Source organism: Streptomyces xiamenensis, assembly GCF_000993785.3.
Taxonomy (GTDB): Bacteria; Actinomycetota; Actinomycetes; order Streptomycetales; family Streptomycetaceae; genus Streptomyces; species Streptomyces xiamenensis.
The window spans coordinates 2,272,710-2,297,781 of record NZ_CP009922.3; the positions used below are offsets into that span (position 1 = coordinate 2,272,710).

Annotated in this window: 23 protein-coding genes and 3 tRNA genes; 5 read left to right on the plus strand and 21 right to left on the minus strand. The window is 70.8% G+C overall.

What is annotated here, in order from left to right; translation table 11 throughout:
* Positions 1-8: 8 nt before the first annotated feature.
* From rpoB to dctA, 7 genes are all read right to left on the minus strand, one after another.
* Positions 9-3,494, minus strand: coding sequence for a DNA-directed RNA polymerase subunit beta (gene rpoB / locus SXIM_RS10370; RefSeq protein WP_046723722.1), 3,486 nt, complete (start codon positions 3,492-3,494; stop codon positions 9-11).
* Between the two features lie 476 nt (positions 3,495-3,970).
* Positions 3,971-4,363 carry a 50S ribosomal protein L7/L12 gene (gene rplL, locus SXIM_RS10375; RefSeq protein WP_030736352.1) on the minus strand — a complete coding sequence of 131 codons (393 nt, stop codon included), beginning with the start codon at positions 4,361-4,363 and terminating at the stop codon, positions 3,971-3,973.
* An 88-nt stretch (positions 4,364-4,451) separates the two neighbouring features.
* Complete coding sequence (gene rplJ, locus SXIM_RS10380) at positions 4,452-5,012, minus strand: 50S ribosomal protein L10 (RefSeq protein WP_030736354.1); 561 nt, start codon at positions 5,010-5,012, stop codon at positions 4,452-4,454.
* Positions 5,013-5,264: 252 nt separating this feature from the next.
* Positions 5,265-6,182, minus strand: coding sequence for an SCO4651 family lipoprotein (locus SXIM_RS10385; RefSeq protein WP_148236092.1), 918 nt, complete (start codon positions 6,180-6,182; stop codon positions 5,265-5,267).
* Positions 6,183-6,328: 146 nt separating this feature from the next.
* Positions 6,329-7,045 (minus strand): 50S ribosomal protein L1, encoded by a 717-nt coding sequence (gene rplA / locus SXIM_RS10390; protein ID WP_030736358.1) that lies wholly within the window; start codon positions 7,043-7,045, stop codon positions 6,329-6,331.
* Positions 7,046-7,122: 77 nt separating this feature from the next.
* Positions 7,123-7,557: a 50S ribosomal protein L11 gene (gene rplK / locus SXIM_RS10395; protein ID WP_030736361.1), complete on the minus strand. Its 435-nt coding sequence runs from the start codon at positions 7,555-7,557 to the stop codon at positions 7,123-7,125.
* A gap of 205 nt (positions 7,558-7,762) precedes the next feature.
* Positions 7,763-9,214, minus strand: a complete 1,452-nt coding sequence (gene dctA / locus SXIM_RS10400) for a C4-dicarboxylate transporter DctA (protein WP_234306952.1) — start codon at positions 9,212-9,214, stop codon at positions 7,763-7,765.
* Positions 9,215-9,315: 101 nt separating this feature from the next.
* On the opposite strand from dctA, the gene SXIM_RS10405 reads away from it, so the two are divergent.
* On the plus strand, positions 9,316-10,251 hold the full coding sequence (locus SXIM_RS10405; protein WP_046723725.1) for a TAXI family TRAP transporter solute-binding subunit: 936 nt from the start codon (positions 9,316-9,318) through the stop codon (positions 10,249-10,251).
* 54 nt (positions 10,252-10,305) lie between these two features.
* On the opposite strand, the gene SXIM_RS10410 is transcribed toward SXIM_RS10405, so the two are convergent.
* The 5 genes from SXIM_RS10410 to SXIM_RS10430 all read right to left on the minus strand — a co-directional run bounded on the left by SXIM_RS10410 (position 10,306) and on the right by SXIM_RS10430 (position 13,942).
* Positions 10,306-11,700 (minus strand): HAMP domain-containing sensor histidine kinase, encoded by a 1,395-nt coding sequence (locus SXIM_RS10410; RefSeq protein ID WP_046723726.1) that lies wholly within the window; start codon positions 11,698-11,700, stop codon positions 10,306-10,308.
* A 6-nt stretch (positions 11,701-11,706) separates the two neighbouring features.
* On the minus strand, positions 11,707-12,399 hold the full coding sequence (locus SXIM_RS10415; protein WP_030736373.1) for a response regulator transcription factor: 693 nt from the start codon (positions 12,397-12,399) through the stop codon (positions 11,707-11,709).
* Positions 12,400-12,510: 111 nt separating this feature from the next.
* Positions 12,511-13,410, minus strand: coding sequence for a transcription termination/antitermination protein NusG (gene nusG / locus SXIM_RS10420; protein ID WP_046723727.1), 900 nt, complete (start codon positions 13,408-13,410; stop codon positions 12,511-12,513).
* A gap of 77 nt (positions 13,411-13,487) precedes the next feature.
* Entirely contained in the window at positions 13,488-13,769 is a 282-nt protein-coding gene (secE, locus tag SXIM_RS10425; protein WP_246156866.1) for a preprotein translocase subunit SecE, read from the minus strand.
* A 100-nt stretch (positions 13,770-13,869) separates the two neighbouring features.
* A tRNA-Trp gene (locus SXIM_RS10430) sits at positions 13,870-13,942 on the minus strand.
* Positions 13,943-14,079: 137 nt separating this feature from the next.
* Here SXIM_RS10430 and SXIM_RS10435 point away from each other — a divergent pair.
* Both SXIM_RS10435 and SXIM_RS10440 read left to right on the plus strand, forming a co-directional pair.
* Positions 14,080-15,324, plus strand: coding sequence for a pyridoxal phosphate-dependent aminotransferase (locus SXIM_RS10435; protein ID WP_030736383.1), 1,245 nt, complete (start codon positions 14,080-14,082; stop codon positions 15,322-15,324).
* A 57-nt stretch (positions 15,325-15,381) separates the two neighbouring features.
* Positions 15,382-16,401, plus strand: coding sequence for an adenosine deaminase (locus SXIM_RS10440; protein ID WP_030736386.1), 1,020 nt, complete (start codon positions 15,382-15,384; stop codon positions 16,399-16,401).
* Positions 16,402-16,452: 51 nt separating this feature from the next.
* Here SXIM_RS10440 and SXIM_RS10445 read toward each other — a convergent pair whose 3' ends face one another.
* The 9 genes from SXIM_RS10445 to SXIM_RS10485 all read right to left on the minus strand — a co-directional run bounded on the left by SXIM_RS10445 (position 16,453) and on the right by SXIM_RS10485 (position 22,423).
* The gene (locus tag SXIM_RS10445) at positions 16,453-17,493 is read right to left on the minus strand and encodes an inositol polyphosphate kinase family protein (protein ID WP_148236093.1); all 1,041 of its coding nucleotides are present in this window, start codon (positions 17,491-17,493) and stop codon (positions 16,453-16,455) included.
* 97 nt (positions 17,494-17,590) lie between these two features.
* The gene (locus SXIM_RS10450) at positions 17,591-18,664 is read right to left on the minus strand and encodes a UDP-N-acetylmuramate dehydrogenase (RefSeq protein WP_046723730.1); all 1,074 of its coding nucleotides are present in this window, start codon (positions 18,662-18,664) and stop codon (positions 17,591-17,593) included.
* A gap of 144 nt (positions 18,665-18,808) precedes the next feature.
* Complete coding sequence (locus tag SXIM_RS10455; protein WP_046723731.1) at positions 18,809-20,287, minus strand: MFS transporter; 1,479 nt, start codon at positions 20,285-20,287, stop codon at positions 18,809-18,811.
* Positions 20,288-20,375: 88 nt separating this feature from the next.
* The gene (locus SXIM_RS10460) at positions 20,376-20,930 is read right to left on the minus strand and encodes a TetR/AcrR family transcriptional regulator (RefSeq protein ID WP_030736399.1); all 555 of its coding nucleotides are present in this window, start codon (positions 20,928-20,930) and stop codon (positions 20,376-20,378) included.
* Positions 20,931-21,007: 77 nt separating this feature from the next.
* Complete coding sequence (locus tag SXIM_RS10465; RefSeq protein ID WP_030736402.1) at positions 21,008-21,442, minus strand: MaoC family dehydratase; 435 nt, start codon at positions 21,440-21,442, stop codon at positions 21,008-21,010.
* A complete protein-coding gene (locus SXIM_RS10470) occupies positions 21,439-21,903 on the minus strand; it encodes a MaoC family dehydratase N-terminal domain-containing protein (RefSeq protein WP_030736405.1) in 465 nt (154 codons plus the stop codon). The genes SXIM_RS10465 and SXIM_RS10470 overlap by 4 nt, the downstream gene beginning before the upstream one ends.
* Positions 21,904-21,975: 72 nt before the next feature.
* Positions 21,976-22,140, minus strand: a complete 165-nt coding sequence (gene rpmG, locus SXIM_RS10475) for a 50S ribosomal protein L33 (RefSeq protein ID WP_004571794.1) — start codon at positions 22,138-22,140, stop codon at positions 21,976-21,978.
* Positions 22,141-22,230: 90 nt separating this feature from the next.
* A tRNA-Met gene (locus tag SXIM_RS10480) sits at positions 22,231-22,303 on the minus strand.
* A gap of 47 nt (positions 22,304-22,350) precedes the next feature.
* Positions 22,351-22,423 (minus strand) — tRNA-Thr (locus SXIM_RS10485).
* A gap of 155 nt (positions 22,424-22,578) precedes the next feature.
* Between SXIM_RS10485 and SXIM_RS10490 the strand changes: the two genes are divergently transcribed.
* Together SXIM_RS10490 and SXIM_RS10495 are read left to right on the plus strand one after the other, a co-directional pair.
* Positions 22,579-23,811 carry an amidohydrolase family protein gene (locus SXIM_RS10490; RefSeq protein ID WP_030736408.1) on the plus strand — a complete coding sequence of 411 codons (1,233 nt, stop codon included), beginning with the start codon at positions 22,579-22,581 and terminating at the stop codon, positions 23,809-23,811.
* Positions 23,812-23,968: 157 nt separating this feature from the next.
* Positions 23,969-24,634 (plus strand): NAD(P)H-binding protein, encoded by a 666-nt coding sequence (locus SXIM_RS10495; RefSeq protein ID WP_030736411.1) that lies wholly within the window; start codon positions 23,969-23,971, stop codon positions 24,632-24,634.
* Positions 24,635-25,072 lie beyond the last annotated feature (438 nt).

Sequence of the window (25,072 nt, forward strand, 5' to 3'; positions counted from 1 at the left end):
CGGGCCCGTCAGACCTCTTCGACGCTGCTCGGCTCGCGCCGGGACAGGTCGATGCCAAGCTCCTCCGCCGCGCGGAAGACGTCCTCATCGGTGTCACGCATCTCGATGGACATGCCGTCCGAGGACAGCACCTCCACATTGAGGCAGAGCGACTGCATTTCCTTGATGAGCACCTTGAAGGACTCGGGAATGCCGGGCTCGGGGATGTTCTCGCCCTTGACGATGGCCTCGTAGACCTTCACGCGGCCGGTCACGTCGTCGGACTTGATCGTCAGCAGCTCCTGCAGGGCGTAGGCGGCGCCGTACGCCTCCAGGGCCCACACCTCCATCTCACCGAAGCGCTGGCCACCGAACTGGGCCTTACCGCCGAGCGGCTGCTGGGTGATCATGGAGTACGGACCGGTCGAGCGCGCGTGCAGCTTGTCGTCGACCAGGTGGTGGAGCTTGAGGATGTACATGTAGCCGACCGAGATCGGGTCCGGGAACGGCTCGCCGGAGCGGCCGTCGAACATCCGGGCCTTGCCGGTGGGCAGCACCAGGCGGTCACCGTCGCGGTTGGGGATGGTGGACTCGAAGAGCCCGGCCATCTCGTCCTCGCGGGCACCGTCGAACACCGGGGTCGCGACGTTGGTGCCGGGGGCGACCTCGTTGGCGCCGATGGCGGCGAGGCGCTGCTTCCACTCCTCCTCGGTGCCCTCGACCTTCCAGCCCTGCGAGGCGAGCCACCCGAGGTGGATCTCCAGCACCTGGCCGGGGTTCATCCGGGAGGGGACACCCAGCGGGTTGAGGATGATGTCGACCGGGGTGCCGTCCTCCAGGAAGGGCATGTCCTCCACGGGGAGGATCTTGGAGATGACACCCTTGTTGCCGTGCCGGCCGGCCAGCTTGTCGCCGTCGGTGATCTTGCGCTTCTGCGCGACGTACACCCGCACCAGCTGGTTGACGCCCGGGGGCAGTTCGTCGCCCTCGTCGCGGTCGAAGACGCGCACCCCGATGACCTTGCCGGTCTCGCCGTGCGGCACCTTCAGCGAGGTGTCACGCACCTCGCGGGCCTTCTCACCGAAGATCGCGCGCAGCAGGCGCTCCTCGGGGGTCAGCTCGGTCTCGCCCTTCGGGGTGACCTTGCCGACCAGGATGTCGCCGGCCTCGACCTCGGCACCGATGCGGATGATGCCGCGGTCGTCCAGGTCGGCCAGGACCTCTTCGGAGACGTTCGGGATGTCCCGGGTGATCTCCTCGGGGCCCAGCTTGGTGTCGCGGGCGTCGACCTCGTGCTCCTCGATGTGGATCGAGGAGAGGACGTCGTCCTGCACCAGACGCTGGGAGAGGATGATCGCGTCCTCGTAGTTGTAGCCCTCCCACGGCATGAACGCGACCAGCAGGTTCTTGCCGAGCGCCATCTCACCGCGCTCGGTGGACGGGCCGTCGGCGATGACCTGCCCGGCGATCACGCGGTCGTTCTCCTCGACCAGGACCTTCTGGTTGAAGGAGGTGCCCTGGTTGGAGCGGGAGAACTTGGCCAGCCGATGGGTGACGTGGGTGCCGTCGTCGTTGGCGATCGAGACGTAGTCGGCGGAGACGTCGGAGACGACACCGTTCTGCTCGGCCTTGATGACGTCACCGGCGTCGGTGGCGCAGCGGTACTCCATGCCGGTGCCGACCAGCGGCGCCTCGGCGTTGATCAGGGGCACCGCCTGGCGCATCATGTTCGAGCCCATGAGCGCGCGGTTGGCGTCGTCGTGCTCGAGGAACGGGATCATGGCGGTCGCGACCGACACCATCTGGCGCGGCGAGACGTCCATGTAGTCGACCTCGGTGCCGGGGATGTAGTCGATCTCCCCGCCACGACGGCGCACCAGGACGCGGGCCTCGGCGAAGGTCAGCTCGTCGGTCAGCTTGGCGTTGGCCTGCGCGATGACGAAGCGGTCCTCCTCGTCGGCGGTCAGGTAGTCGACGTCGTCGGTGACGACACCGTCGACGACCTTGCGGTACGGGGTCTCCACGAAACCGAAGGCGTTGATCCGGCCGAACGCGGCCAGCGAGCCGATCAGACCGATGTTGGGGCCTTCGGGCGTCTCGATCGGGCACATGCGGCCGTAGTGCGAGGGGTGCACGTCACGGACTTCCAGGCCGGCCCGCTCACGGCTCAGACCGCCGGGGCCCAGCGCGTTGAGGCGGCGCTTGTGGGTGAGCCCGGACAGGGGGTTGGTCTGGTCCATGAACTGCGACAGCTGGCTGGTGCCGAAGAACTCCTTGATGGAGGCGACGACCGGCCGGATGTTGATGAGCGTCTGCGGCGTGATGGCCTCGACGTCCTGCGTGGTCATGCGCTCGCGGACCACGCGCTCCATCCGGGCCAGACCGGTACGGATCTGGTTCTGGATGAGCTCGCCGACGTTGCGCAGACGGCGGTTGCCGAAGTGGTCGATGTCGTCGGTCTCGACGATGATCGTGCGGCCGGACTCCGTGGTGGTCTCGGTCTCACCGGCGTGCAGCCGGACCAGGTACTTGATCGTGGCGACGATGTCCTCGACGGTGAGGACGCCGGCGTCCAGCGGCTCGTCGCCGCCCAGCTTCTTGTTGATCTTGTACCGGCCGACCTTGGCCAGGTCGTACCGCTTCGGGTTGAAGTAGAGGTTCTCCAGCAGGGTCTGCGCGGCCTCGCGGGTCGGCGGCTCTCCCGGACGCAGCTTGCGGTAGATGTCCAGCAGCGCGTCGTCCTGGCCCTGGGTGTGGTCCTTCTCCAGGGTGGCCCGCATCGACTCGTAGTCGCCGAACTCCTCCAGGATCTGGTCCGAGGTCCAGCCCAGCGCCTTCAGCAGCACGGTCACGGACTGCTTGCGCTTGCGGTCGATGCGGACACCGACCATGTCGCGCTTGTCGATCTCCATCTCCAGCCAGGCACCCCGGGACGGGATGATCTTGGCGGAGAAGAGGTCCTTGTCGGAGGTCTTGTCGATGCTGCTGTCGAAGTACGCGCCGGGCGACCGGACGAGCTGGGTGACCACGACACGCTCGGTGCCGTTGATGCAGAAGGTGCCCTTGTCGGTCATGAGCGGGAAGTCGCCCATGAAGACCGTCTGGGACTTGATCTCGCCGGTCTCGTTGTTGGTGAACTCGGCGGTGACGAAGAGCGGCGCGGCGTACGTGAAGTCGCGCTCCTTGCACTCGTCGATGGAGTTCTTCGGCGGCTCGAACCGGTGATCACGGAAGGTCAGGGACATCGACCCGGAGAAGTCCTCGATCGGGGAGATCTCCTCGAAGATCTCCTCCAGACCGGACTTCCTGGGGACGTCCTGCCCACTCTCCAGCGCGGCCTCGACGCGACCCTTCCAGGCGTCATTGCCGAGCAGCCAGTCAAAGCTCTCGGTTTGCAGCGCCAGGAGGTTCGGAACCTCAAGGGGTTCCTTGATCTTCGCAAAAGAGACACGCAGTGGTGCGGTGCTGGTGCCATTATTCGTACTAGTGGTCGAGGCATTGCGCGAGGCGGCCAAGAGGGGGTCCTTCCGAGGGCTCGGACTCTCTGCGCGCATACCCGCCCCCCTGGTGACGGGCAGGAGGCAGCTAGGCAGCGCAAAGGGTCAGTGTAGTCACAAGACCCACTGATGTCCAATGCCTGCGCCACCTCAACAAGGAGCCACCCTCGCTGTGCCCTCGCGTCCGCCTCCGGCTGCCTCGGTCGCCGGGTGCGGACCCGCCTGCCGCAACCTTTCCCGCTTCGCCAGCGATCCATGCCTCGAATCAGGGACCGATGTGCGACGCGACCTGAGAATCGCGTGCCGGAAGCAGTTCGTCAAGGCCCCGAGGGGCCTGGCGACAGCCGAAGATCACCATACCTGCCGATCGCCCCAGGTGCCCAAGCCGTCACCACAACGCCGGAGGGCGACCACCCGACTGGGTGATCGCCCTCGGTTGAGTCGCATGGACTCAGGGTGACGTCATGAGGTCAGAAGACCGGAACGTCAGGAGGTCACTTGACCTCGACGGAGGCGCCGGCGCCCTCGAGGGCCTCCTTGGCCTTCGCCGCGGCGTCCTTCGCGACCTTCTCGACGACGGCCTTCGGCGCGTTGTCGACGAGGTCCTTGGCCTCCTTCAGGCCCAGCGAGGTCAGCTCACGCACGACCTTGATGACCTGGATCTTCTTGTCGCCGGCACCGGTGAGGATGACGTCGAACTCGTCCTGCTCCTCGGCGGCCTCGGCGCCACCACCGGCACCACCGGGGGCGGCGACGGCGACGGCGGCCGGGGCGGCGGCCTTGACGTCGAACTTCTCCTCGAACGCCTTCACCAGCTCGGAGAGCTCGATCAGGGTCAGGTTCTCGAACTGCTCCAGCAGCTCTTCCTGGGTCAGCTTGGTCGCCATGGTGGGCGGTCCTTCCACTTAGTCGGCAGGTGCCGGAATGATGTTTCTCGGCGGGCGTTCACGGGCCCGCTGTGACCGAACGCCGCAGTTACTCGGCGGACTCGGCCTCGGCGGGAGCCGGCGTACCGGCACCGCCCTGCTCCGCCTTCTCGCGCAGCGCGTCCACGGTGCGGACGAACTCCGTGAGCGGGGCCTGGAAGGTCGCCGCGGCCTTGGCCATGGACGCCTTCATGTTGCCGGCCAGCTTGGCGAGCAGTACCTCGCGGGACTCGAGGTCCGCGAGCTTGTTGATCTCTTCGGCGCTCAGCGCGTTGCCGTCGAGCACACCGCCCTTGATGACCAGAGCGGGGTTGTTCTTGGCGAAGTCACGCAGACCCTTCGCCGCCTCCACCGGGTCACCGGTGACGAAGGCGACGGCGGTCGAGCCCGTGAGGTACTCGTCCAGCTCGGAGATCCCGACCTCGTTGGCCGCGATCTTGGTCAGCGTGTTCTTCGTCACGTGGTACTGAGTGTTCTCACCGAGAGAACGGCGCAGGTCCTTGAGCTGCGCCACGGTGAGACCGGTGTACGCGGTGACAACCGCCGCGTTGGAGTTCTCAAACTTCTGCTTGATCTCCGCGACGGCTTCGACCTTGTCGGGGCTCGCCATGAACCTCGGCCCTCCTTCCGGGATGTCGGACCGCTCGGAAGGGGCTGTACACAACAAACGCCCCGGCGCAGGCGCACGGGGCAGACATGAATCGCTTCGGTCTTCCACAGTCACCTGCGCAGGTCGCCCGCGATCAGCGGATCCTTCGGCCACCACACCCGAAGGGCACGGCGACAACCAGCGGTCTTTGGCTTCTGTGGAAGATTACGCGAACGTGCTCGGCTCAGGCAAATCGCCTTCCGGCAGGGGACGTCAGATGCCGGCGCCCATCATCTGCATCATCTCCAGGAAGTCGACGACCTCGTCGGCCGGCGGCGCCTCGGCGTTCACCTCGGTCCCGAAGTTGCTGTAGGTGGTCTCCTGCGCGAACGGGCCCATGTCGGTGTCGTACGACTGGCTGACCTTCACCGGGAAGTCGTCCTCGTTGACCCAGACGTCCAGCTCGTAGAACTCGGTGCCCTGTTCCGAGAGCAGGTCGAGCAGTGCGGCGCGCTCCTCCTCGCTCAGCCCGTCGAAGGTGCCCTGGAGCTCGAAGACATCCTCCATGGCCAGCGTGCCGGCGTAGTGGTTGACGGTGGCGCCGTCCAGCTCCTCCTCGGCGACCCACTCGACATCCTCGGACTCCAGCAGCATCGCCACCTGGTCGGCCGGGCTCTGCGCGCCCTGGTCCATGGTCGAGGACAGCACGCTGCCCAGGGCGTCCTCGCCCGCCTCCTCCAGGAGACCGGCCAGGTCCATCGCCATCCAGGGACGGCCGTCCGTCTCCGTGGCGAACTCCTCGCCCAGGTTCATGTACATCACGCCGTCGACCCACACGACCTCGACCTCGCCGGGGCCGCCGGCCGCGGCGCCGAACTCCTCGTTGGTCATCACGGCGGTCATCTCCAGGCCGTCCGCCCAGGAGAGCGAGCCGCTCATGCTCGTCTCGGTGCCCGCCTGCTGCGTCACCGAGACCACATCGGCCGAGGTGATCTCCTCGGTGGACCGCGCGGCCGCCGTCAGCGCCTCGAACGCGCTGCGCGCGGAGGTGCCGGAGCCGCTCTTGTCGTCGCCGGAGCCCTCGTTGCCCTTGGCGTCGGAGGTGCCACTGTCGCTGCCACCACACGCCGCCGTGCCGACCAGCAGCACCGCCGTGGCCATCCCCAGCAGAGCCTTGCGAACGGGACGCATCTTCTCCCCCACAATCATGGAGCGTTGGAACTCAGTTCCCTTCCGACACTAACCGGTGGGTCTGTCGCACAAGAGGCCCGTCCCGGCTCTGTGACAGAGCTGGGACGGGCCTCGTGACCGCTGACGCGATCAGCCTTCCGCCGGAATCAGACGGCGGGCTCCTCGTCCAGGAGGTTGCGGCTGCGGTTGGGGTCGACGGGAACGCCGGGGCCCATGGTGGTGGTGAAGGTCGCCTTCTTGATGTAGCGGCCCTTGGCGGCGGCCGGCTTCAGCCGGGTGACCTCTTCAAGGGCCGCCGCGTAGTTCTCCACCAGCTTGGCGTCGTCGAAGGACGCCTTGCCGATGATGAAGTGGAGGTTCGCGTGCTTGTCCACGCGGAACTCGATCTTGCCGCCCTTGATCTCGGTGACGGCCTTGGCGACATCCGGGGTGACGGTGCCGGTCTTGGGGTTCGGCATCAGACCACGCGGACCGAGCACCCGGCCCAGACGGCCGACCTTGCCCATCAGGTCCGGGGTCGCCACCACGGCGTCGAAGTCCAGGCGGCCCTTGGAGACCTCGTCGATCAGTTCGTCCGAGCCGACGATGTCGGCTCCGGCGGCCTCCGCGGCCGCGGCACGGTCACCGGTCGCGAAGACCAGGACCCGGGCGGTCTTGCCGGTGCCGTGCGGAAGGTTCACGGTGCCACGGACCATCTGGTCGGCCTTGCGGGGGTCGACACCCAGCCGCATGGCGACCTCGACGGTCGCGTCGAACTTCTGCGAAGAGGTCTCCTTGGCGAGACGGACGGCCTCCAGGGGCGCGTACAGGCGCTCCCGGTCGATCTTGGCGTCCGCGCCGCGGAAGTTCTTGCTGCGCTTCACTGCTGCTCCTCGAAATGCTGCTGCTGTGGAGTCGTGGTCCGGACCAGCGCCTGGCCCTGCCACGGTGGTACGGGGGCTCAGCCCTCGACGGTCACACCCATGGAACGGGCGGTACCCGCGATGATCTTGGACGCGGCGTCCAGGTCATTGGCGTTGAGGTCGGGCATCTTGGTGGTGGCGATCTCCCGCACCTGGGCCGCCGTGATCTTGGCGACCTTGGTCTTGTGGGGCTCGCCGGAGCCCTTCTCCACACCAGCGGCCTTGAGGATCATCTTCGCGGCCGGCGGAGTCTTGGTGATGAAGGTGAAGGAACGGTCCTCGTAGACCGTGATCTCCACCGGGATCACCCAGCCACGCTGCGACTCGGTCGCCGCGTTGTAGGCCTTGCAGAACTCCATGATGTTCACGCCGTGCTGGCCCAGCGCGGGGCCGACCGGCGGAGCCGGGTTGGCGGCGCCGGCCTGGATCTGGAGCTTGATCAGCCCCGTGACCTTCTTCTTCTTGGGAGGCATGCTCTCTCCGGGTCATTGATTGAGAGGTTGTGGCCCCCGCCGGCGGACGGTCGCTGCCGATCGGTCCTGGCCGATCGGACCGGACATCATCCGTACGGAGGCATACCGCACAACGATATCGGGTACGGCCATGCCGCCAAAATCCGCCGGCGGGGGAACGGGGCGGGGCCGGGGTGCGGCCCCGGCCCCGTGTCACCCCCGGGGGTTACTTGCCACGGCCGGCGGTGACGTCCGCGTCCGCCCGCTCGCTGTCGTCCGCCTGCGCCGGAACACCGGCGGCGTCCCGGTCCTGCGCGGTGTTCAGGCCCTGCGCCTCCTGCTTCATGAGCTCGTCGACGTCCACCGAGTTCGGGTTGTCGAGCACGTACTTCAGCCGCTCACGGTCCAGGTCACCGGTCCAGCGGGCGATCGCCAGCGTGCCGATGCCGTTGCCCGTGAGGTTGGTCAGGGCACGGCCCTCGCTCATGAAGCGGTCGATGCCGACGATCAGCGCGATGCCCGCGACCGGGATCACCGAGTCGAACGCGGCCAGCGACGCGGCCAGCGTGACCAGACCGGCGCCGGAGACGCCCGCGGCACCGTTGGAGGAGATCAGCATGAAGACGAGCAGACCGATCTGGGTCCAGATGGACACGTCCACGCCGAAGGCCTGCGCGATGAACAGCGCGCCCATGGACATGTAGATCGCGGTGCCGTCGAGGTTGAAGGAGTAGCCGGTCGGGATGGTCATGCCCACCACGTGCTTGGGCGTACCGGCCGCCTCCAGCTTGGTCATCATGCGCGGCAGCACCGTCTCGGAGGAGGAGGTGCCCAGCACGATGAGCAGCTCGTCCTTGATGAAGCGGACGTACTTGATCAGGCTGAAGCCGGTCATCCGGCACACCACGCCCAGCACCAGCGTGATGAACAGCAGACAGGTCACCCAGAACGAGATCATGAACGAGGCGAGCGAGCCGAGGATCGAGCTGCCGTGCTGCCCGATGGTGAAGGCCATGCCGCCCATCGCGCCCAGCGGGGCGACCCACATGACCAGCTTGATGACGCCGAACATCGCCTTGGCGAAGGTGTCCAGACCGCGCACCATGCCCTCGGCGCGCGAGCCCAGCATGCTCAGCGCGATGGCGAACAGGATGGCCAGCAGCAGCACCTGGAGCAGCTGGCCGTCGACGAAGGCGCTGGCGAACGAGGTCGGGACCAGACTCAGGAGGAATCCGGAGAAGCCCGATTCGGTCGCGCCCGCGGACTCGATGGTCGCGTCGGCCGCCGAGGTGTCGAAGGAGGCGATGTCGTAGCCCAGACCGGAGCCCGGCTGCCAGATGTTGATCACCACGAGGCCGATGGCCAGGGCGAACACCGTGGTGATGTTGAAGTAGAGCACCGTCTTGAGGGCCAGACCACCGGCCTTGGCCAGGTTGCCCATGCCGGCGATTCCCACCACCACCGTGGCGAAGATGGTCGGGGCGATCACGACCTTGACCAGCTTGATGAAGAGGTCGGCCATCCACTTCATGTCGGCGCCCACCCCGGGCGCCGCGAGACCGATGCCGATGCCGATACTGATGCCTATCAGCACCCAGAAGTACAGATGCTGATAGATCCGCTTCTTCGGCTTCACCAGCTTCGGCGCCGGGGGCGAGGCGGCGGGGGAATTCGTCATGGGTCGTCCATCCCTGTGACTGTTAATGTGGATCGCATCACAGTGCGGGCGGGCAGGCGTCACAGCAACGCATCGGGAAAGAATTTGGGGTTGATCTGACATTGGAGTCGGGTCGTTCGCCGCTCGGGCTCTCCCGGCGCGCGTTGCTCACCGCCCCGCTGGGGCTGGCGGCCGCCGCGTGCGGCTCCTCACCCGACCTCGGCATCGGTGACCTCAAGCTGGCGACGGGCCCCGAGGGGGCCACCTACCGGGAGTCCGGCGCGGCACTGGCCGCCCTGTGGAACGAGGCGCTGGACCGCGAGGCCGTGGAGGTCGTCTTCACCGAGGCGTCCGTCGACAATCTGCGGCTGCTGCGCGGCGGCGAGGTGGACCTCGCCTATGGCAACGTGGACGTGCTGCGCCCGTACGACGGCGAGACCGTGGCACTGCTGCGGATCTTCGACTCGGTGGTGCACCTGGTCACGCTGCGGGACAGCGGCATCCGTGCCCTGGCCGACCTGGCGGGGCGGCCGGTCGCCCTCGGGCTGCCGGGCTCGGGCACCCGCTTCACCGGGGGGCGGCTGATCGAGGCCGCCGGGGTGCCGGTCGAGGTCCGCGACCTGGGGCAGACCGCCGCCGCGCGGGCCCTGGTCGACGGCGAGGTGGACGCCGTGTTCTCGCTCACCGCGATGCCCACCCCCGCCATCTCCTGGCTGCTGGCGAACGCGCCGCCGGTGCACTTCGTCGATCTCGCGGCGGAGGCGGAGGCCATGCGGTACGCGCACCCCGGTGAGTATCTGCCGGTGACGATCTCCGGCGCGGTCTATCCGGAGGTGGCCACCACGGCCACGCTGGCCGTGCCGACCCTGATCGCGGTGCGTTCCGGCTTCCCCACGGAGGCCGCCCGGTTCTTCACCCGGACCGCCGTCGAGGGGGCGGCGGCGCTGGCCAGGACCCGGCCCGAGGCGTACCAGATCAATCCCCGTACGGCCGCCGCGACCGTGCCCATCACGCTGCACCCGGGCGCGGCCGCCTGGTTCCGGTCCGTCAAGCTGTAGCGGCTCCGGCGGGGAGCGCGGGGCGGGTGGCAGGGGACGGTCCCGGCAGCGGGGTCAGGGGCCCGGCCGGCGTACCGCGGGCAGGCGGACGGCGACCCGCAGGCCGCGCGGGGTGTTGGGCTCCAGCCGCACCTCACCCCCGACGTCCTCCACCACGTCGTGGATGATCGCCAGGCCCAGTCCGGTGCCGCGGATGTTCTGGTGCCGCGCCGCCCGCCAGAACCGGCCGCGGGCCGCTTCGCGCTCCTGTGCCGACAGGCCGGTGCCGTCGTCGGCGACGATGACGGTGCCGAAGCGGCCGTCGGCGTCCGCGAAGGCGCGTACCGTGACCGTGCTGCCGTCCGAGAGCCACGCCGCGTTGTCCACGAGTTCGTCCAGCACCGCGACCAGACCGCCGGGTGGCTGCCGCAGTACCAGTTCGGGGTCCGGGTCCTCCACGCGCAGCGTGCGCCCGTGCTCGCCGGTGACCGCCTCCCAGTGCGGCCGGGCGGTGGTGAAGACCCGCGCCAGCGTCCACGCCTCGCTGTCCCGTACGCGCTCCCGGCTGGCCGCGGCCGTCGCCGCGAGCATCGCCTCGAACATCTCGCCCATCTGCACGGCGCCGTCCACGGCGTCCTCCACCGCCTCCCGGGCCGGGGGCTGGCGGACCCAGGGCCGCAGATTCTCCACCGAGAGCCGCAGCCCGGCCAGCGGGTTGCGCAGCTGATGGGCCACGTCGCCGACGAACATCCGCTGCCGTTCCAGGGAGCGCTGCACCGTGTCCACCATGGCGTTGAACGAGGAGGCGAGCCCGCGCAGCTCGGGCGGGCCGTGCTCCACAGGGGCGCGCGCCCCCAGCTCGCCGCCGCGCACGTCCATCGCGATGCGCTCCAGGTCGCGCACCGGGCGCAGAATCCAGCGGGTGAGCGGCCACAGGCCGCCCATCAGCGCGAGCACGGGAACCAGCAACAGGGCGGCGCCGACCCCCCAGCGGCGCATGCTGGCCGCGCGCAGCCCGTCGGTGGGCGCCTCGATGACGACGACAGCGGTCACCTGGGAGTCGCGGCCCACCGGCTCCACCACCCGCAGCGGCCCGCGCTGCCAGGGCCACACGGTGGCCGCCTCGGTCGCCCGCGCCCCGGCGAACGCCCGCTGGATGTCCTCGGTGACCGCCGCGCCGTCCGGGGGCAGCGGGCCCGGGTCGTGGACCAGGCCACCGTCCAGGCCGAGCACCCACACCGGTGAGTCGTACAGCTCGTGGTAGGCGTCCAGCTCCGCGTGCAGCCGGGTCCGCTCGCCGGAGGCGATGGCCGCCTCGGCGAGATTGGCGAACCGTACGGCGTCCCCGCTGCGGTCGATGAACACCTGCTGGGTGGTCCGCTCGCTCACCACCGCGGCGTACGAGATGCCGATGCCCACCACCAGCAGGGCCAGCACGGGGAGCAGCGCGACGATGATGCGCCGGCGCACGGGTGGCTATCCGTCCACCGGCGCGCCGGCCGGTTCGAGCCGGTAGCCGACGCCGCGCACCGTGGTGATGCGCGCCGTGTCGCCGAGCTTGGAGCGCAGCGAGGCGATGTGGGTGTCCAGGGTGCGGCTGCTGCCCTCCCAGGCGGACTGCCAGACCTGGTCGAGGATGTGTTCGCGCTCCACCACGGTGCCGGTGTTCCTGGCCAGCAGCACCAGGATCTCGAACTCCTTGCGGGTCAGCCGCAGCGGTGCGCCGTCGCGGGAGACCTCGTGGCGGTCCCGGTCGATGAGCAGATCGCCGTGGCCGATGGTGCCGCGCGCCGTGAGGCCGGTCTGGAGCACCCGCAGCCGCCGGGTGACGGCCTCGATGCGGGCCAGCAGTTCCGCCACCCCGAAGGGCTTGACCAGATAGTCGTCGGCGCCGGCCCGCAGGCCGCGTACCCGGTCGGTCTGCTCGCCACGGGCGGTGACGGCGATGACTCCCGTGGCGGCGCGGTCGCGGAGCATCCGGATCACCTCGACGCCGTCCCCGTCGTCGAGGCCGAGATCCACGAGGGCGATGGCGAAATCGGCCGTACCGATCGCCCCGGCCGCCTCCCGCACGCTGCGGGCGCGCTCCACGTCGTATCCCTCGGCGCGGAGCGTCCGGCTCAGGGCGCGCGCGACCCGGTCATCGTTCTCGACTATGAGCGCGCGCATGCGCCCCAGACTAACGGCGCCCCGGTACCGCGGTGGAAGGCGGTACCGGGGCGAAAGCCGCGGAGGTCGTTCTTCCGGACCCGCCACGGGCCCGGGTGACGCGTCCTGCGGTCAGTTCTTCTGGATCTGGTCGAAGCTCAGCTCGACCGGGGTCTCCCGGCCGAAGATCTCGACCAGGCCCTTGACCTTCTTGGAGTCGGCGTTGATCTCGTTGATCGTCGCCTGGAGGGTCGCGAACGGGCCGTCGGTGACGGTGACCGAGTCGCCGACCTCGAAGTCCAGGACCTGGACCTCGACGCGGCGGCCGGCCGCCGGGGCGCCGCCTTCGGCCGCGGCCTGCTCGGCGGCCTTCTGCTCGGCCTCCGGCGCCAGCATCTTCACGATCTCGTCCAGCGTCAGCGGGTACGGGTCGTAGGCGTTGCCGACGAAGCCGGTGACACCGGGGGTGTTCCGCACGACGCCCCAGGACTCGTTCGTCAGGTCCATCCGGACCAGCACGTAGCTGGGGAGCTTGTTCTGCTTGATGGTGCGGCGGTCGCCGTTCTTGATCTGGACGACCTCTTCCTGCGGCACCTCGACCGCGAAGATGTAGTCCTCGACGTTCAGCGACACGGCGCGCTGCTCAAGATTGGTCTTGACCCGGTTCTCGTAGCCCGCGTACGTGTGCACCACGTACCACTCGCCGGGCAGCACCCGCAGTTCCTCGCGCAGCTGCGCGACCGGGTCCACCGGCTCGGGGGCCTCGGCCTCGGCGTCCGCTTCGGCCTCCGCCTCGCCCTCGGCGTCCGCCTCCTGCGCGACCTCGTCCGCGTCCTCCTCGTGGACGGCGGCGGACTCGGCGGGCTCGCCCGCCGCGGCGTCGGCAGCCTCGGTCTGGTCGACGGTGTCCGCTGCCTCGACGATGTCGCGCGCGGTGTCGTCGCCCTCGGCGGCGTCGTCGGTCAGATTCGGGTCAGACTTCGGGTCAGACACGGTGGCTGCTTCTTCCTGCTTCACATTGACGTGGAACATCCGGGCGGGATCGCCGCGGCACGGGTGGGTACCTACGACCGTACGTCCGTGCCCGCCTCGCCCCGTCCGGAGCGGGGTCAGCCGAAGACGTACTCGACGACCCGGCTGAATCCCCAGTCAAGCACGGTGAGGATGCCGATGACGACGAGAACGAAAACGATCACCGCGGAGGTGTACGTCGTCAGCTGGCGCCGTGAGGGCCAGACGACCTTGCGCAGCTCGGCGATGACCTGCCGGTAGAAGAGCGCGAGCTTGCCCAGCGGGCCCCGCTTGGCACGCCGCCCGCGTCCTCGGCCGGCGCCGTCCCCCGGGGCTCCGGCGTTTCGACGGAGTCCGTGATCCCAGCCACTCGCCCTCACCTGATCCCGGTCATGGTCGTAAGCCGCCCGGTCCCCCGGACGGCTTGCATTGCGGTACGTGCCTACTACCACTACTAACTCTGTACTGCCTGCTGCGTAGCAGGGCCGGAGGGACTTGAACCCCCAACCGCTGGTTTTGGAGACCAGTGCTCTACCAATTGAGCTACGACCCTTTGCTCGCGGCACCGGGAAAACTTACCTCACCCGGCCCCACTGCGTGGAGAGTGTACGTGTTCAATCGCCGCCCGTCGAACGGACAACAGCCGCAACCCGGGTGCCACGGTCCACTCCGGTCTGCAACGATGCCCTTATGAGCGCAGCGACACCCACCGCACAGTCCGCAGAAGCAGCCCCCGGGCGCCGGGTCTCCGCCCGCGTCGGGGCGATCTCCGAGTCCGCGACCCTGGCCGTCGATGCCAAGGCGAAGGCTCTCAAGGCCGCCGGCCGGCCGGTGATCGGCTTCGGCGCCGGCGAACCCGACTTCCCCACCCCCGGGTACATCGTGGACGCGGCCGTGGCCGCGTGCCGGGAGCCGAGGTTCCACCGCTACACGCCGGCCGGCGGGCTGCCGGAGCTGAAGGAGGCCATCGCCGCCAAGACGCTGCGCGACTCCGGCTACGAGGTGAAGCCCTCGCAGGTGCTGGTGACCAACGGCGGCAAGCAGGCGATCTACGAGGCGTTCGCGGCGCTGCTGGACCCGGGCGACGAGGTCATCGTCCCGGCGCCGTACTGGACCACCTACCCCGAGTCGATCCGGCTGGCCGGGGGCGTCCCGGTGGAGGTCGTCGCGGACGAGACCACCGGCTACCGGGTGAGTGTGGAGCAGCTGGAGGCGGCCCGCACCGAGCGCACCAAGGTGCTGCTGTTCGTCTCCCCGTCCAACCCGACCGGCGCGGTCTACCCGCGTGAGCAGGTCGAGGCGATCGGCCGCTGGGCGGTGGAGCACGGTCTGTGGGTGCTCACCGACGAGATCTACGAACATCTGGTCTACGGGGACGCCGAGTTCTCCTCGCTGCCGGTGGTCGTCCCGGAGCTGGCCGACCGCACCGTGATCGTCAACGGGGTGGCCAAGACGTACGCGATGACCGGCTGGCGGGTGGGCTGGCTGATCGGTCCGCAGGACGTGGTGAAGGCCGCCACCAACCTCCAGTCGCACGCGACCTCCAACGTGAGCAACGTCGCGCAGGCGGCGGCGCTGGCCGCGGTCTCCGGGGATCTGGACGCGGTGGCCGAGATGGGCGAGGCGTTCGACCGGCGGCGTCGCACGATCGTGCGGATGCTGAACGAGATCGACGGGGTCGTCTGCCCGGAGCCCGAGGGCGCGTTCTACGTGTACCCCTCGGTGAAGGGCCTGCTGGGCAAGGAGCTGCGCGGCCGGCGGCCCGCGACCTCGGTGGAGCTGGCCGAGGTGATCCTGGAGGAGGCCGAGGTCGCCGTGGTCCCGGGTGAGGCGTTCGGCACCCCCGGTTATCTGCGGCTGTCGTACGCCCTGGGCGACGACGACCTGGTGGAGGGTGTCTCCCGCCTCCAGAAGCTGCTGGCGGAAGCGAGCTGACTCACGTTCGGGTGACGCGGCTACCGGCCGGACGGCGCAATGCGGCAAGATTCGTGGATGGATCGTGTACGTGACGTCCGGCTGCTGCCCAAGGCCCACCTGCATCTGCACTTCACCGGCTCGATGCGGCCCGGCACCCTGCTGGAGCTGGCGGACAAGTACGGCGTGCATCTGCCGGAGGCGCTGCGCGGCGGCGAGCCGCCCAGCCTGCGGGCCACCGACGAGCGCGGCTGGTTCCGGTTCCAGCGGCTGTACGACATGGCCCGCTCCTGTCTGCGGGAGCCGGAGGACATCCAGCGGCTGGTGCGCGAGGCGGCCGAGGAGGATCTGCGGGACGGGGCGCGCTGGCTGGAGATCCAGGTCGATCCCACCTCGTACGCGCCCCGGCTCGGCGGGCTGATCCCGGCGCTGGAGATCATCCTGGACGCGGTGCGGGTCACCTCCCGGGAGACCGGGGTCGGGATGCGGGTGCTGGTGGCCGCGAACCGGATGAAGCACCCCCTGGACGCCCGCACCCTGGCCCGGCTCGCCGTCCGCTACCGGGACCAGGGGGTGGTCGGCTTCGGGCTGTCGAACGACGAGCGGCGCGGCTTCGCCCGCGACTTCGACCGCGCGTTCGCGATCGCCCGGGAGGGCGGCCTGCTGGCGGCCCCGCACGGCGGCGAGCTGTCGGGACCCTCCAGCGTCCGGGACTGCCTGGACGATCTGCGGGCGGCACGGGTGGGGCACGGGGTGCGGGCCGCCGAGGACCCCTGGCTGCTGGAGCGTCTCGCCCGGGACCGGGTGACCTGCGAGGTGTGTCCCGCCTCCAATGTGGCGCTCGGCGTGTACGAGCGGCTGCCGGATGTGCCGCTGCGCACCCTGTGGGACGCGGGTGTGCCGATGGCGCTGGGGGCGGACGACCCGCTGCTGTTCGGCTCGCGGCTGGCGGCCCAGTACGAGATCGCGCGGGAGCACCACGGCTTCACCGACCGCGAGCTGGCGGAGCTGGCCCGGCAGTCGGTGCGCGGCTCGGCGGCGCCGACCGACATCCAGGAGAAGATCATGGTGGAGATCGAGGAGTGGCTGGCGTTGTGACGCCCGGCCGGATCCGGTGAACCGGGGCCCGGCGGGCGCTGCCGTGGCGCGCTACCGGCCGCCGGCCCCCGTCGGCTCCCTGCGCGCGGCCCCGGCCCCCGGCTGGGCAGGGCCCGCCGCGCCGGCCGCCCGCACGTCCGCGATCAGCCGGTCCATGCCCTGGTCGAACCGCTCGCGGTACTTCTCCACCCGCTTCGCGCCGGCCGACCGGGGGCCGAAGGTGTGGGCGAAGTCGATGAGGCCGACCTTCACCGAGGGCACCGGCCGGCCCTCGGGGGGCGCCTCGTCCACCGCGATGAGCACGCTCGCCCCGACGAAGGCCAGGCCGGAGGCGCGGGCCGCCTCCCTGACCCGGATCAGCTGCGGCAGCATCGCCTCGGCGACGCCGGGTTCGCGGGCGAAGTCGCGCACGATCCGCGGTGTGCGCCGTCCGGTGGCCAGCCGTCCTCCCGTGAGGCCCGAGCTGCCGACTGCCCGGTAGCCGCGGCTCGCGGAGCCGGTCAGCCGGTCGGTCGCCTTCATCCTGAGCTTCTTCGCCAGGGCGGCCGCCTTCGACATGGAGCGGAGCAGTTCGTGCCAGCTGGCCGTGGACGCGCCCACCTTGATGTCGAGGATCGTGGGCCGGTTCATGCCGAACGTCAGATTGTCGACGTAGACGTGGGTCGAGTCGTCGCCCGCGCCCTGGTGACCGTCCATCGCCGTGACCTGCCGGGCGGTGTGGGAGTGCGGCGCCACGCCGTCCAGGTCGGGGTGCTCACCCGCGCGCAGCTCCGCGTAGAACTCCCGCTCCACGTGGTTGGTGGGTTTCTCCTTGATCCGTCCGCAGGCCCGGTTGCTGATCCCGCCGTGCCCGCCGACCGCTCCGTCCTCCACCCGCTCGACGGCCGGGCCGATGATCGCACCGCTCGTCCCCATCGGCGGGACGGCGGCGTTCCCGGCCGGGCGCGGGAGGGGCCGCACCGCCACGGGTGCGGAGCCGACGGATGCCGAGGGGGGCGTGCTCACGCTCCTGGCCGGGTCGGCCGGCCGTACGGACACCCGCCCGGCGCGACGCTGCTCCACGTTCTGGTGGTGGTCTCCGTGTGCGCGCACAGCCCCTGTTCCCTCCCAGGGCGTCCCCACGCCCCCCTGCTGTCGACAGTCGTCCTGCGGTACCGGCCGGCACGGAGGGGGCGCCCGCCCCCGTGGTTCAGAGGCTGACGCCGACCGTCACCGGTTCGTTGACCAGGGTGACGCCGAAGGCGTCCCGTACCCCGTCCCGTACCTCGCGGGCCAGCGCCAGCAGGTCGGCGGTGGTCGCGCCGCCCCGGTTGGTGAGGGCCAGGGTGTGCTTGCCGGAGATCCGGGCCGGGCCGGTCCCGTACCCCTTGGTGAAGCCGGCCTTGTCGATCAGCCAGGCCGCGGAGGTCTTGGTGCGGCCGTCGGCCGCCGGGAAGGCGGGAGGCTCGACGCCGGGGCCAAGGCGCCGCGCGGCGCGCTCGCGGAAGGCCGCGAACTCCTGCGCGGTCAGCAGCGGATTGGTGAAGAACGAACCGGCCGACCAGGTGTCGTGGTCCTCCGGGTCCAGCACCATGCCCTTGCCGGCCCGCAGCTTCAGCACGGTCTCGCGGGCGGTGGCGGCGGCCACCCGCTCCCCCGCGGCGACGCCCAGCGTCCGGGCGGTCTCGGCGTACGCGATCGGTGCCGAGAGCCCGCCCGCGTCCTCCAGCGCGCAGCGCACCCGCAGCACCACGAACCGCTCGGGGTCGGCCTTGAAGCGGCTGTGCCGGTAGCCGAAGCCGCAGTCGGCCGCGGGGAGGGTGACCGTACGGTGCTCGGCGCGGTCGTAGGCGATGACCTCGGTGATGACGGAGGCCACTTCCTGGCCGTAGGCGCCGACGTTCTGGATGGGGGTGGCACCGGCCGAGCCGGGGATGCCGGCCAGGCATTCGATGCCGGCCAGGCCGGCCTCCACGGTGCGGGCGACGGCCGCCGACCAGTTCTCACCCGCGGCGAGTTCCAGGCGGGTGCCGTCCAGGTCGAAGCCGGTGGTGGCGATCCGCAGGGCGGTGCCCCGGAAGCCCTCGTCCGCAATCAGCAGATTGCTGCCGCCGCCGATGATCAGCAGCGGGGTGCCGGTGCCGTCAGCCTCCTGGACGGCGGCGATCACCTCGGCGTCGGAGCTCGCGGTGATCAGCCGGTCGGCGGGGCCGCCGAGCCGGAAGGTGGTCAGATCGGCGAGCGCGGCGCCGGCGGTACCGGCGGGGTCAGAGGTTTCGAGCACCCGTCCAGAATACGGTCCGCCGCCGCGCGGGGCCCGGACCGGGGCGAGGGCGGAGCGGGCCGGATCGCGCGCCGGGGCGGGTCCGGGGCGACGCCCGCCCCGGCCGGATCGTTCCGGCCGGGGCGCCCCGCGCGTCGTCCGTGATCAGGCGGGCACGCGGTCGGCCGGCCGGGGGTCGGTCGTCGGGTCGGTGGGGCCGGCCGGGCGGGCGGCGGCCGGCCGGGGAGCCTTCGGCGCCCGCCGCTCGGGCAGCAGCGCGATGACGGCCGCCGCGACCAGCAGCAGCCCCACGGCCAGCCACAGCGCGGGCACCAGACCGTCGGTGAACGCCTGCGCCGAGCCGTACCCGCCGCGTGCGGCGAAGACGGAGGCCAGGACGGCGACGCCCAGCGCCCCGCCGACCTCCCGCGCCGAATTGTTGACACCGGAGGCCACCCCCTGCCGTCCCTCGGGTACGGCCCCCATCGCGATCGCCCCGGACGGGGCGAAGAACATGGCCATGCCGATGCCGCACAGCACGAACGCCGGCACCATGCCGCCGTACGAGACGCCCGGGTCGGCGTACAGCGCGAACCACCCCATGCCCACCGCCATCAGCACCAGGCCCGAGGCGACGATCGGCCGGCCGCCGACACGGTCGGTGAAGGCCCCGGCGATGGGCGCCACGATCATCGGCATGGCGGTCCACGGCAGCATCCGCACCCCGGCCTCCATCGGCGAGTAGCCCATGATCAGCTGGAGGAACTGGGTCAGCAGGAAGATCGAGCCGAACATCCCCGCGTACATCAGCAGGCTGGTGATGTTGATCGCGGTGAAGGTGCGGGAGCGGAAGAAGCCCATCGGCAGCAGCGGCTCGGGGGTGCGCAGCTCCCAGCGGACGAACGCGTACAGCAGCACGGCTCCGAGCGCGAAGCCCGCCAGCACCGGGCCCGTGGTCCAGCCGTGTTCGTGGCCGCGCACGATGGACAGCACGATGCCCAGCAGGCCGGCGCTGGCCAGTACGGTGCCGGCCACGTCCAGCCGCTTGACCGGGCCCCGGCTCTCCGGGAGCCGCCGGAACACCAACGGCAGCACGAGGAGGCCGATGGGGATGTTGAGCCAGAAGATCCAGTGCCAGGAGAGATGTTCGGTCACGGCCCCGCCGACGAGCGGGCCCGCGGCGACGGCGAGGCCGTTGACCGCGCCCCACACGCCGAAGGCGGCGCCCCGCCGCTCGGGCGGTACGACGGCGGATATCAGGGTGAGGCTGAGCGGGATCAGGGCCGCGGCGGCGGCGCCCTGGACGGCGCGGGCGGCGATCAGCGCGTCCGTGGAGCCGGCCAGCGCGGCACCGGCGGAGGCGAGGGTGAACAGGGCGATGCCGGCGCCGAAGACCAGGCGGCGGCCGTAGCGGTCGCCCAGGGCCGAGGCGAACAGCAGGAGGCAGGCGAACGGCAGGGTGTAGCCGTTGACGATCCATTCCAGGGCGGCCAGGTCACCGCCGAGGTCCTCACGGATGATGGGCAGGGCGGTGGTGACGACGAGGTTGTCGAGGCTGGCCATGAAGGTGGCGAAGCCGGTCAGCAGCAGCGTCCAGACGACGACGTGGGGGCGCTGCGTGCCCCCGTTCGGGGCATCGGGCATGTTCCCTCCCAGAAAACTAGTGATTGCTCAATAACTTGTGCGGACAGACGTGTGCCCGCGAACCGGACCGAAGACCGGACGGGACCGGCTATCCGAACCGCTTCTTGCCCTCGTGATCGTGTGCGCAGGCGACCCACAGCGGATGGTCCGCCGGGAAGCCGAGCGCCAGCATCACGTTGATCAGCATGCCGTTGGCCAGGAAATCGGCGGTCTCCACGCCGTCCGCGCCCAGCCGCAGGTGCACGGCCTCGAACAGCTCGTTCCAGTAGGCGCGGATCCGGGCCGCGAAGTCCTCGTCCCCACCCGCCTCCGCGGTGTGCACCGCGACGTACATCTGCATCTGGAACATGAGCTTGTCGCGGTCGGCGGTGAGGCCGGTGTACGCCTGGGCCATCGCGTCGTGCGCGGCCCGGGGATCCAGACCTTCCGAGACACGTTCGAAGGTCCGCCGGATCTCCGCCGTACCGTGCTCGGCGGCGGCCAGGAAGATCGCCCGCTTGTCGGGGAACAGCCGGAAGAGATACGGCTGCGAGACCCCGACCCGGCGGGCGATGGCGGCGGTCGTGGTGCCCGCGTACCCTCCCCTGGCGAACTCCACGACAGCGGCGCGGATGACGGCCGTACGCCGCTCCTCCGCCGACATCCTGCCGCTGTCCCTGGCCATGCGAGTAAGTTATTGACCAATCACTATCTTGTCAACGGGATCGAACGGGCCGGCGTTCAGCCCAGCCGGACCACGGCCCGGGACAGCCCCAGCACCTTCTGGCCCGCGCTGCGCGCCACCAGGTCCACCCGGACCGTGCGCGCCTCGTCGTCCAGCTTGGCCGCGACCTTCGCCGACACCTCGATCTCGGCCCCGGTGTCGTCGTTCGGTACCACCACGGGGTGGGTGAAGCGCACCCCGTACTCGACCACCGCCGCCGGGTCCCCGGCCCAGTCCGTGACCACCCGGGCAGCCTCGGCCATCGTGAACATGCCGTGCGCGATCACGTCCGGCAGCCCGACCTCTTTGGCGAAGCGCTCGTTCCAGTGGATGGGGTTGAAGTCCCCCGAGGCGCCCGCGTACCGCACCAGGTCGGCGCGGGTCACCGGGAACGTACGGGCCGGCAGCTCCGTACCCACCTCGACATCGGCGTACGCGATCCGTGCGGTCACTTCTCCCCCTCCGGCTTCTCCGGCGCGCGCGACACCAGCTTGGTGTACGCGGTCACCACGTGCTCCCCGGCGGCGTCGTGCACATCGCCGCGGACGTCGAGGATGTCGTTGCCCGCCATCGACTTCACGGACTCGATCACCGAGGTGACCGTCAGGACGTCCCCGGCCACCACCGGACGGCTGTACCGGAACTTCTGGTCGCCGTGCACCACGCGGGTGTAGTCCAGGCCCAGCTTCGGGTCGTGGATCACCGCCTGGGCGGCGGCGAAGGAGATCGCGAAGACGAACGTCGGCGGAGCGATCACATCCGGATGCCCCAGCGCCCGCGCGGCGGCCGGATCCGTGTACGCCGGATTCTCGTCACCGATCGCGACCGCGAACTCGCGGATCTTCTCGCGCCCCACCTCGTACGGCTCGGTGGGCGGATAGGTCCGCCCGGCGAAGGACTGATCCAGGGCCATCGGCCGTCAACCTCCCAAAATCACGCGAGGCCGCCCCCGACAGGTCGGGGACGGCCTCGCAACAGTGACAAGTCAGCGGGTCTCGCGGTGCGCCGTGTGGGCGTTGCAACGCGGGCAGTGCTTCTTCATCTCCAAGCGGTCCGGGTCATTACGCCGGTTCTTCTTGGTGATGTAGTTCCGCTCCTTGCACTCCACGCAGGCCAGCGTGATCTTCGGGCGGACGTCGGTGGCAGCCACGTGAGTGCTCCTTGACGGATGGACGGATTAAACACAGGAAAGAGTAGCCGATCGGAGGACCGACCCCGCAATCGGCTACTCGGAGTGAAGTAGCGGCGACCGGACTTGAACCGGTGACACAACGATTATGAGCCGTTTGCTCTACCGACTGAGCTACGCCGCCACGAGCTGCGCGGCTCCCGCCAACAGGAGGAAGACCTCACATCTCAGAGCCCCAAAACGGAATCGAACCGTTGACCTTCTCCTTACCATGGAGACGCTCTGCCGACTGAGCTATTGGGGCGAGCGAGAAAGAGATTACACGCTCCCGGGCCGAAGACGAAATCCGTAAACGGCCGCCCCGGCTCCGTCAACACCGCCCAAGTCGCCGGAAACCACAGCAGTACGACTAATGGCGTCTTCCCCACCCAGCCACCCCGGGCGCCGTAGCCTCGCCTCGTGCCCGACCACCGCGATGCCGCCGCGACCGCACTGCTGCTGGGCGGCGCCCGGCTCGCCGACGGCCGTACCGTCGATGTCCGGCTGACCGGCGAGCGCGTCGAGGCCGTCGGAACCCCCGGCAGCCTGCCCGCCACCGCGCCGGGCGTCCAGCGGCTCGACCTCACCGGCTATCTGCTCCTGCCGGCCCCCGCCGAGCCGCACGCCCACCACGACACCGCCCTCACCAGCGGCTGCCCGGGGCCGCCCCCCGAGGGGCCCGACCAGCTGCGGCGGCGGATCATCGAGGCGTCGCTGCTCCAGCTCAGCCACGGCGCCACCGCCCAGCGCAGCCAGATCAGGATCGGCGACATCCTGGGGCTGCGCGCGCTGGAGGCCGCCCAGGCGGCGCGGCGGGCGCTGCTGGGGCTCGCCGAGCTCCAGCCGGTGGCCGCGCCCCGGCTGCTGACCGGGCGGGCCGGCGCCGACAACCGCGCCCAGCTCGCGGACGCCGCCCAGCTCGGCGGCACCGCGCTGGGCGGCTGTCCCGACCTCGACCCGGACCCGGCCGGCTACGCGGACATCGTGCTGTCCATCGCCGACGCCCAGGGGTGCGCCATCGACCTGCACACGGACGCGGACGACCCGGCCCGCTTCGCCCGGCTGGTGACGGCGGCGGGGGCGTGCCGTACGGCGGTCACGCTGGGCCCGTGCGCCGGGCTCTCCCTTCTGCCCCCGGACACCGCGGCGCGCGCCGCCGACCAGCTGGCGGCGGCCGGGGTCGCGGTCAGCTGCCTGCCGCAGTCGCCGTGCGCGGCCCTGCCCGCGCCAACCCGTCCCTCCCGGCCCCCGACACCGCCGGTCCGGACGCTGCTGGCCGCCGGTGTCACGGTGGCGGCGGGCAGCGGGGCGGTACGGGACGCGGGCAATCCGGTGGGCCGCGGCGACCCGCTGGAGGCCGCGTACCTGCTGGCGGTGCGCGGGGCGTGCGACACGACCGGGGCGTACCGGGCCATCAGCTCGGCGGCGCGGGCGGTGCTGGGGCTGCCGAAGGTGCGCATCGAGCCCGGCTTCCCGGCGGAACTGCTGGCGGTGCGCGGCGAGAACCTGCCGGGCGCGCTGTCCCTGGCGTACAGCCGGCTGGTGATCCACCGGGGCCGGGTGGTGGCCCGTACCTCCGCCGTCCGTGAGTACTGCGGCTCCCCTGCGGTCCCCCTGACGGAGCTGCCGCGCCAGCCGGCTCCCAGGAGCTGACGACGGGTCGGGGCCCCGGGGAACGCCGTGTGGCGCGCGGCCGACGAGGTGTCCGCGGGCCGTACCGTGGGGCGATGTACCCCGCGAGGGCCCAAGGCGGTGACCGCGGGCCCGGGGCTCTCCGTGAACACCGGCCGGGTGTGCCAAGCTCGGGAGCATGCGCACAGTCATCGCCGGAGGGCACGGGAAGATCGCACAGCGTCTGGAGCGGCTGCTGGCCGCGCGCGGGGACCGCCCCGCGGGCCTGATCCGCAAGCCGGAACAGGCCACGGCACTGCTCGCGGCGGGCGCCGAACCCCTCGTCTGCGACCTGGAGTCGGCGCCGGTCGCCGAACTGACGAAGCATCTGGAGGGCGCCGACGCGGTCGTCTTCGCCGCCGGCGCCGGGCCGGGTTCGGGAGCGGCCCGCAAGGAGACGGTGGACCGGGCGGCGGCGGCCCTGCTCGCGGACGCGGCGGAGGCGGCCGGGGTGCGGCGCTATGTGATGGTGTCGGCCATCAACGTGGACGAGGAGCCGCCGCCCGGCACCGACCCCGTCTTCGCCGCCTATCTGCGGGCCAAGGCCGCCGCCGACGCGGACCTGCGCGCGCGCACCGCCCTGGAGTGGACGATCCTGCGCCCCGGCATGCTGACCGACGCCCCCGGCACCGGCCTGGTGGACCTCTCCCCGGACGCTCCGCGCGGCGAGATCACCCGGGACGACGTGGCGGCGGTGCTGCTCGCCCTGCTGGACACCCCGGCGACGGCCGGCCTGACCTTGAACCTGGTCAACGGCTCGACCGCTGTCGACGCCGCGGTGACCCGCGCCGCCACCGCCGGCTGACGGACTTCCTCCGCCGGGGCCGCGGGCCGGATCGCCACGGAGATCCGGGCGGCGGCCCCGGCCGGTCCCCATGGCCCTGACCGCGCGGGCCGCGATCACACCCCATCACCATCACACACCGGGGCCCGGTACGTCCGGCGTCTCCCGCGCACCACCTCTCCCCCGCACTTTCCTTGCCCCGGCGGGCGGTGGCGGGTACCTCGTCACCGCCTCGGAGGGCCGCCCCGGTACGCCCGTGCGGTCAGGGCCGAGCGGTGCCGGTGTCGCGGCACGTGGCGCCGCGCCGAAGCACCGCCGGGTCGCCGGCCCGCGTACCCGTACGGCGTAGCGTGCAGCCACAGTTGCCCTGCTGGTGAGGGCCTTTCAGGACCCCGCCGGAACATGGGCAGGAGATTCCGCGCAACATAGTGCCCTCTTGGGGTGGTCTTTACCGTGAGA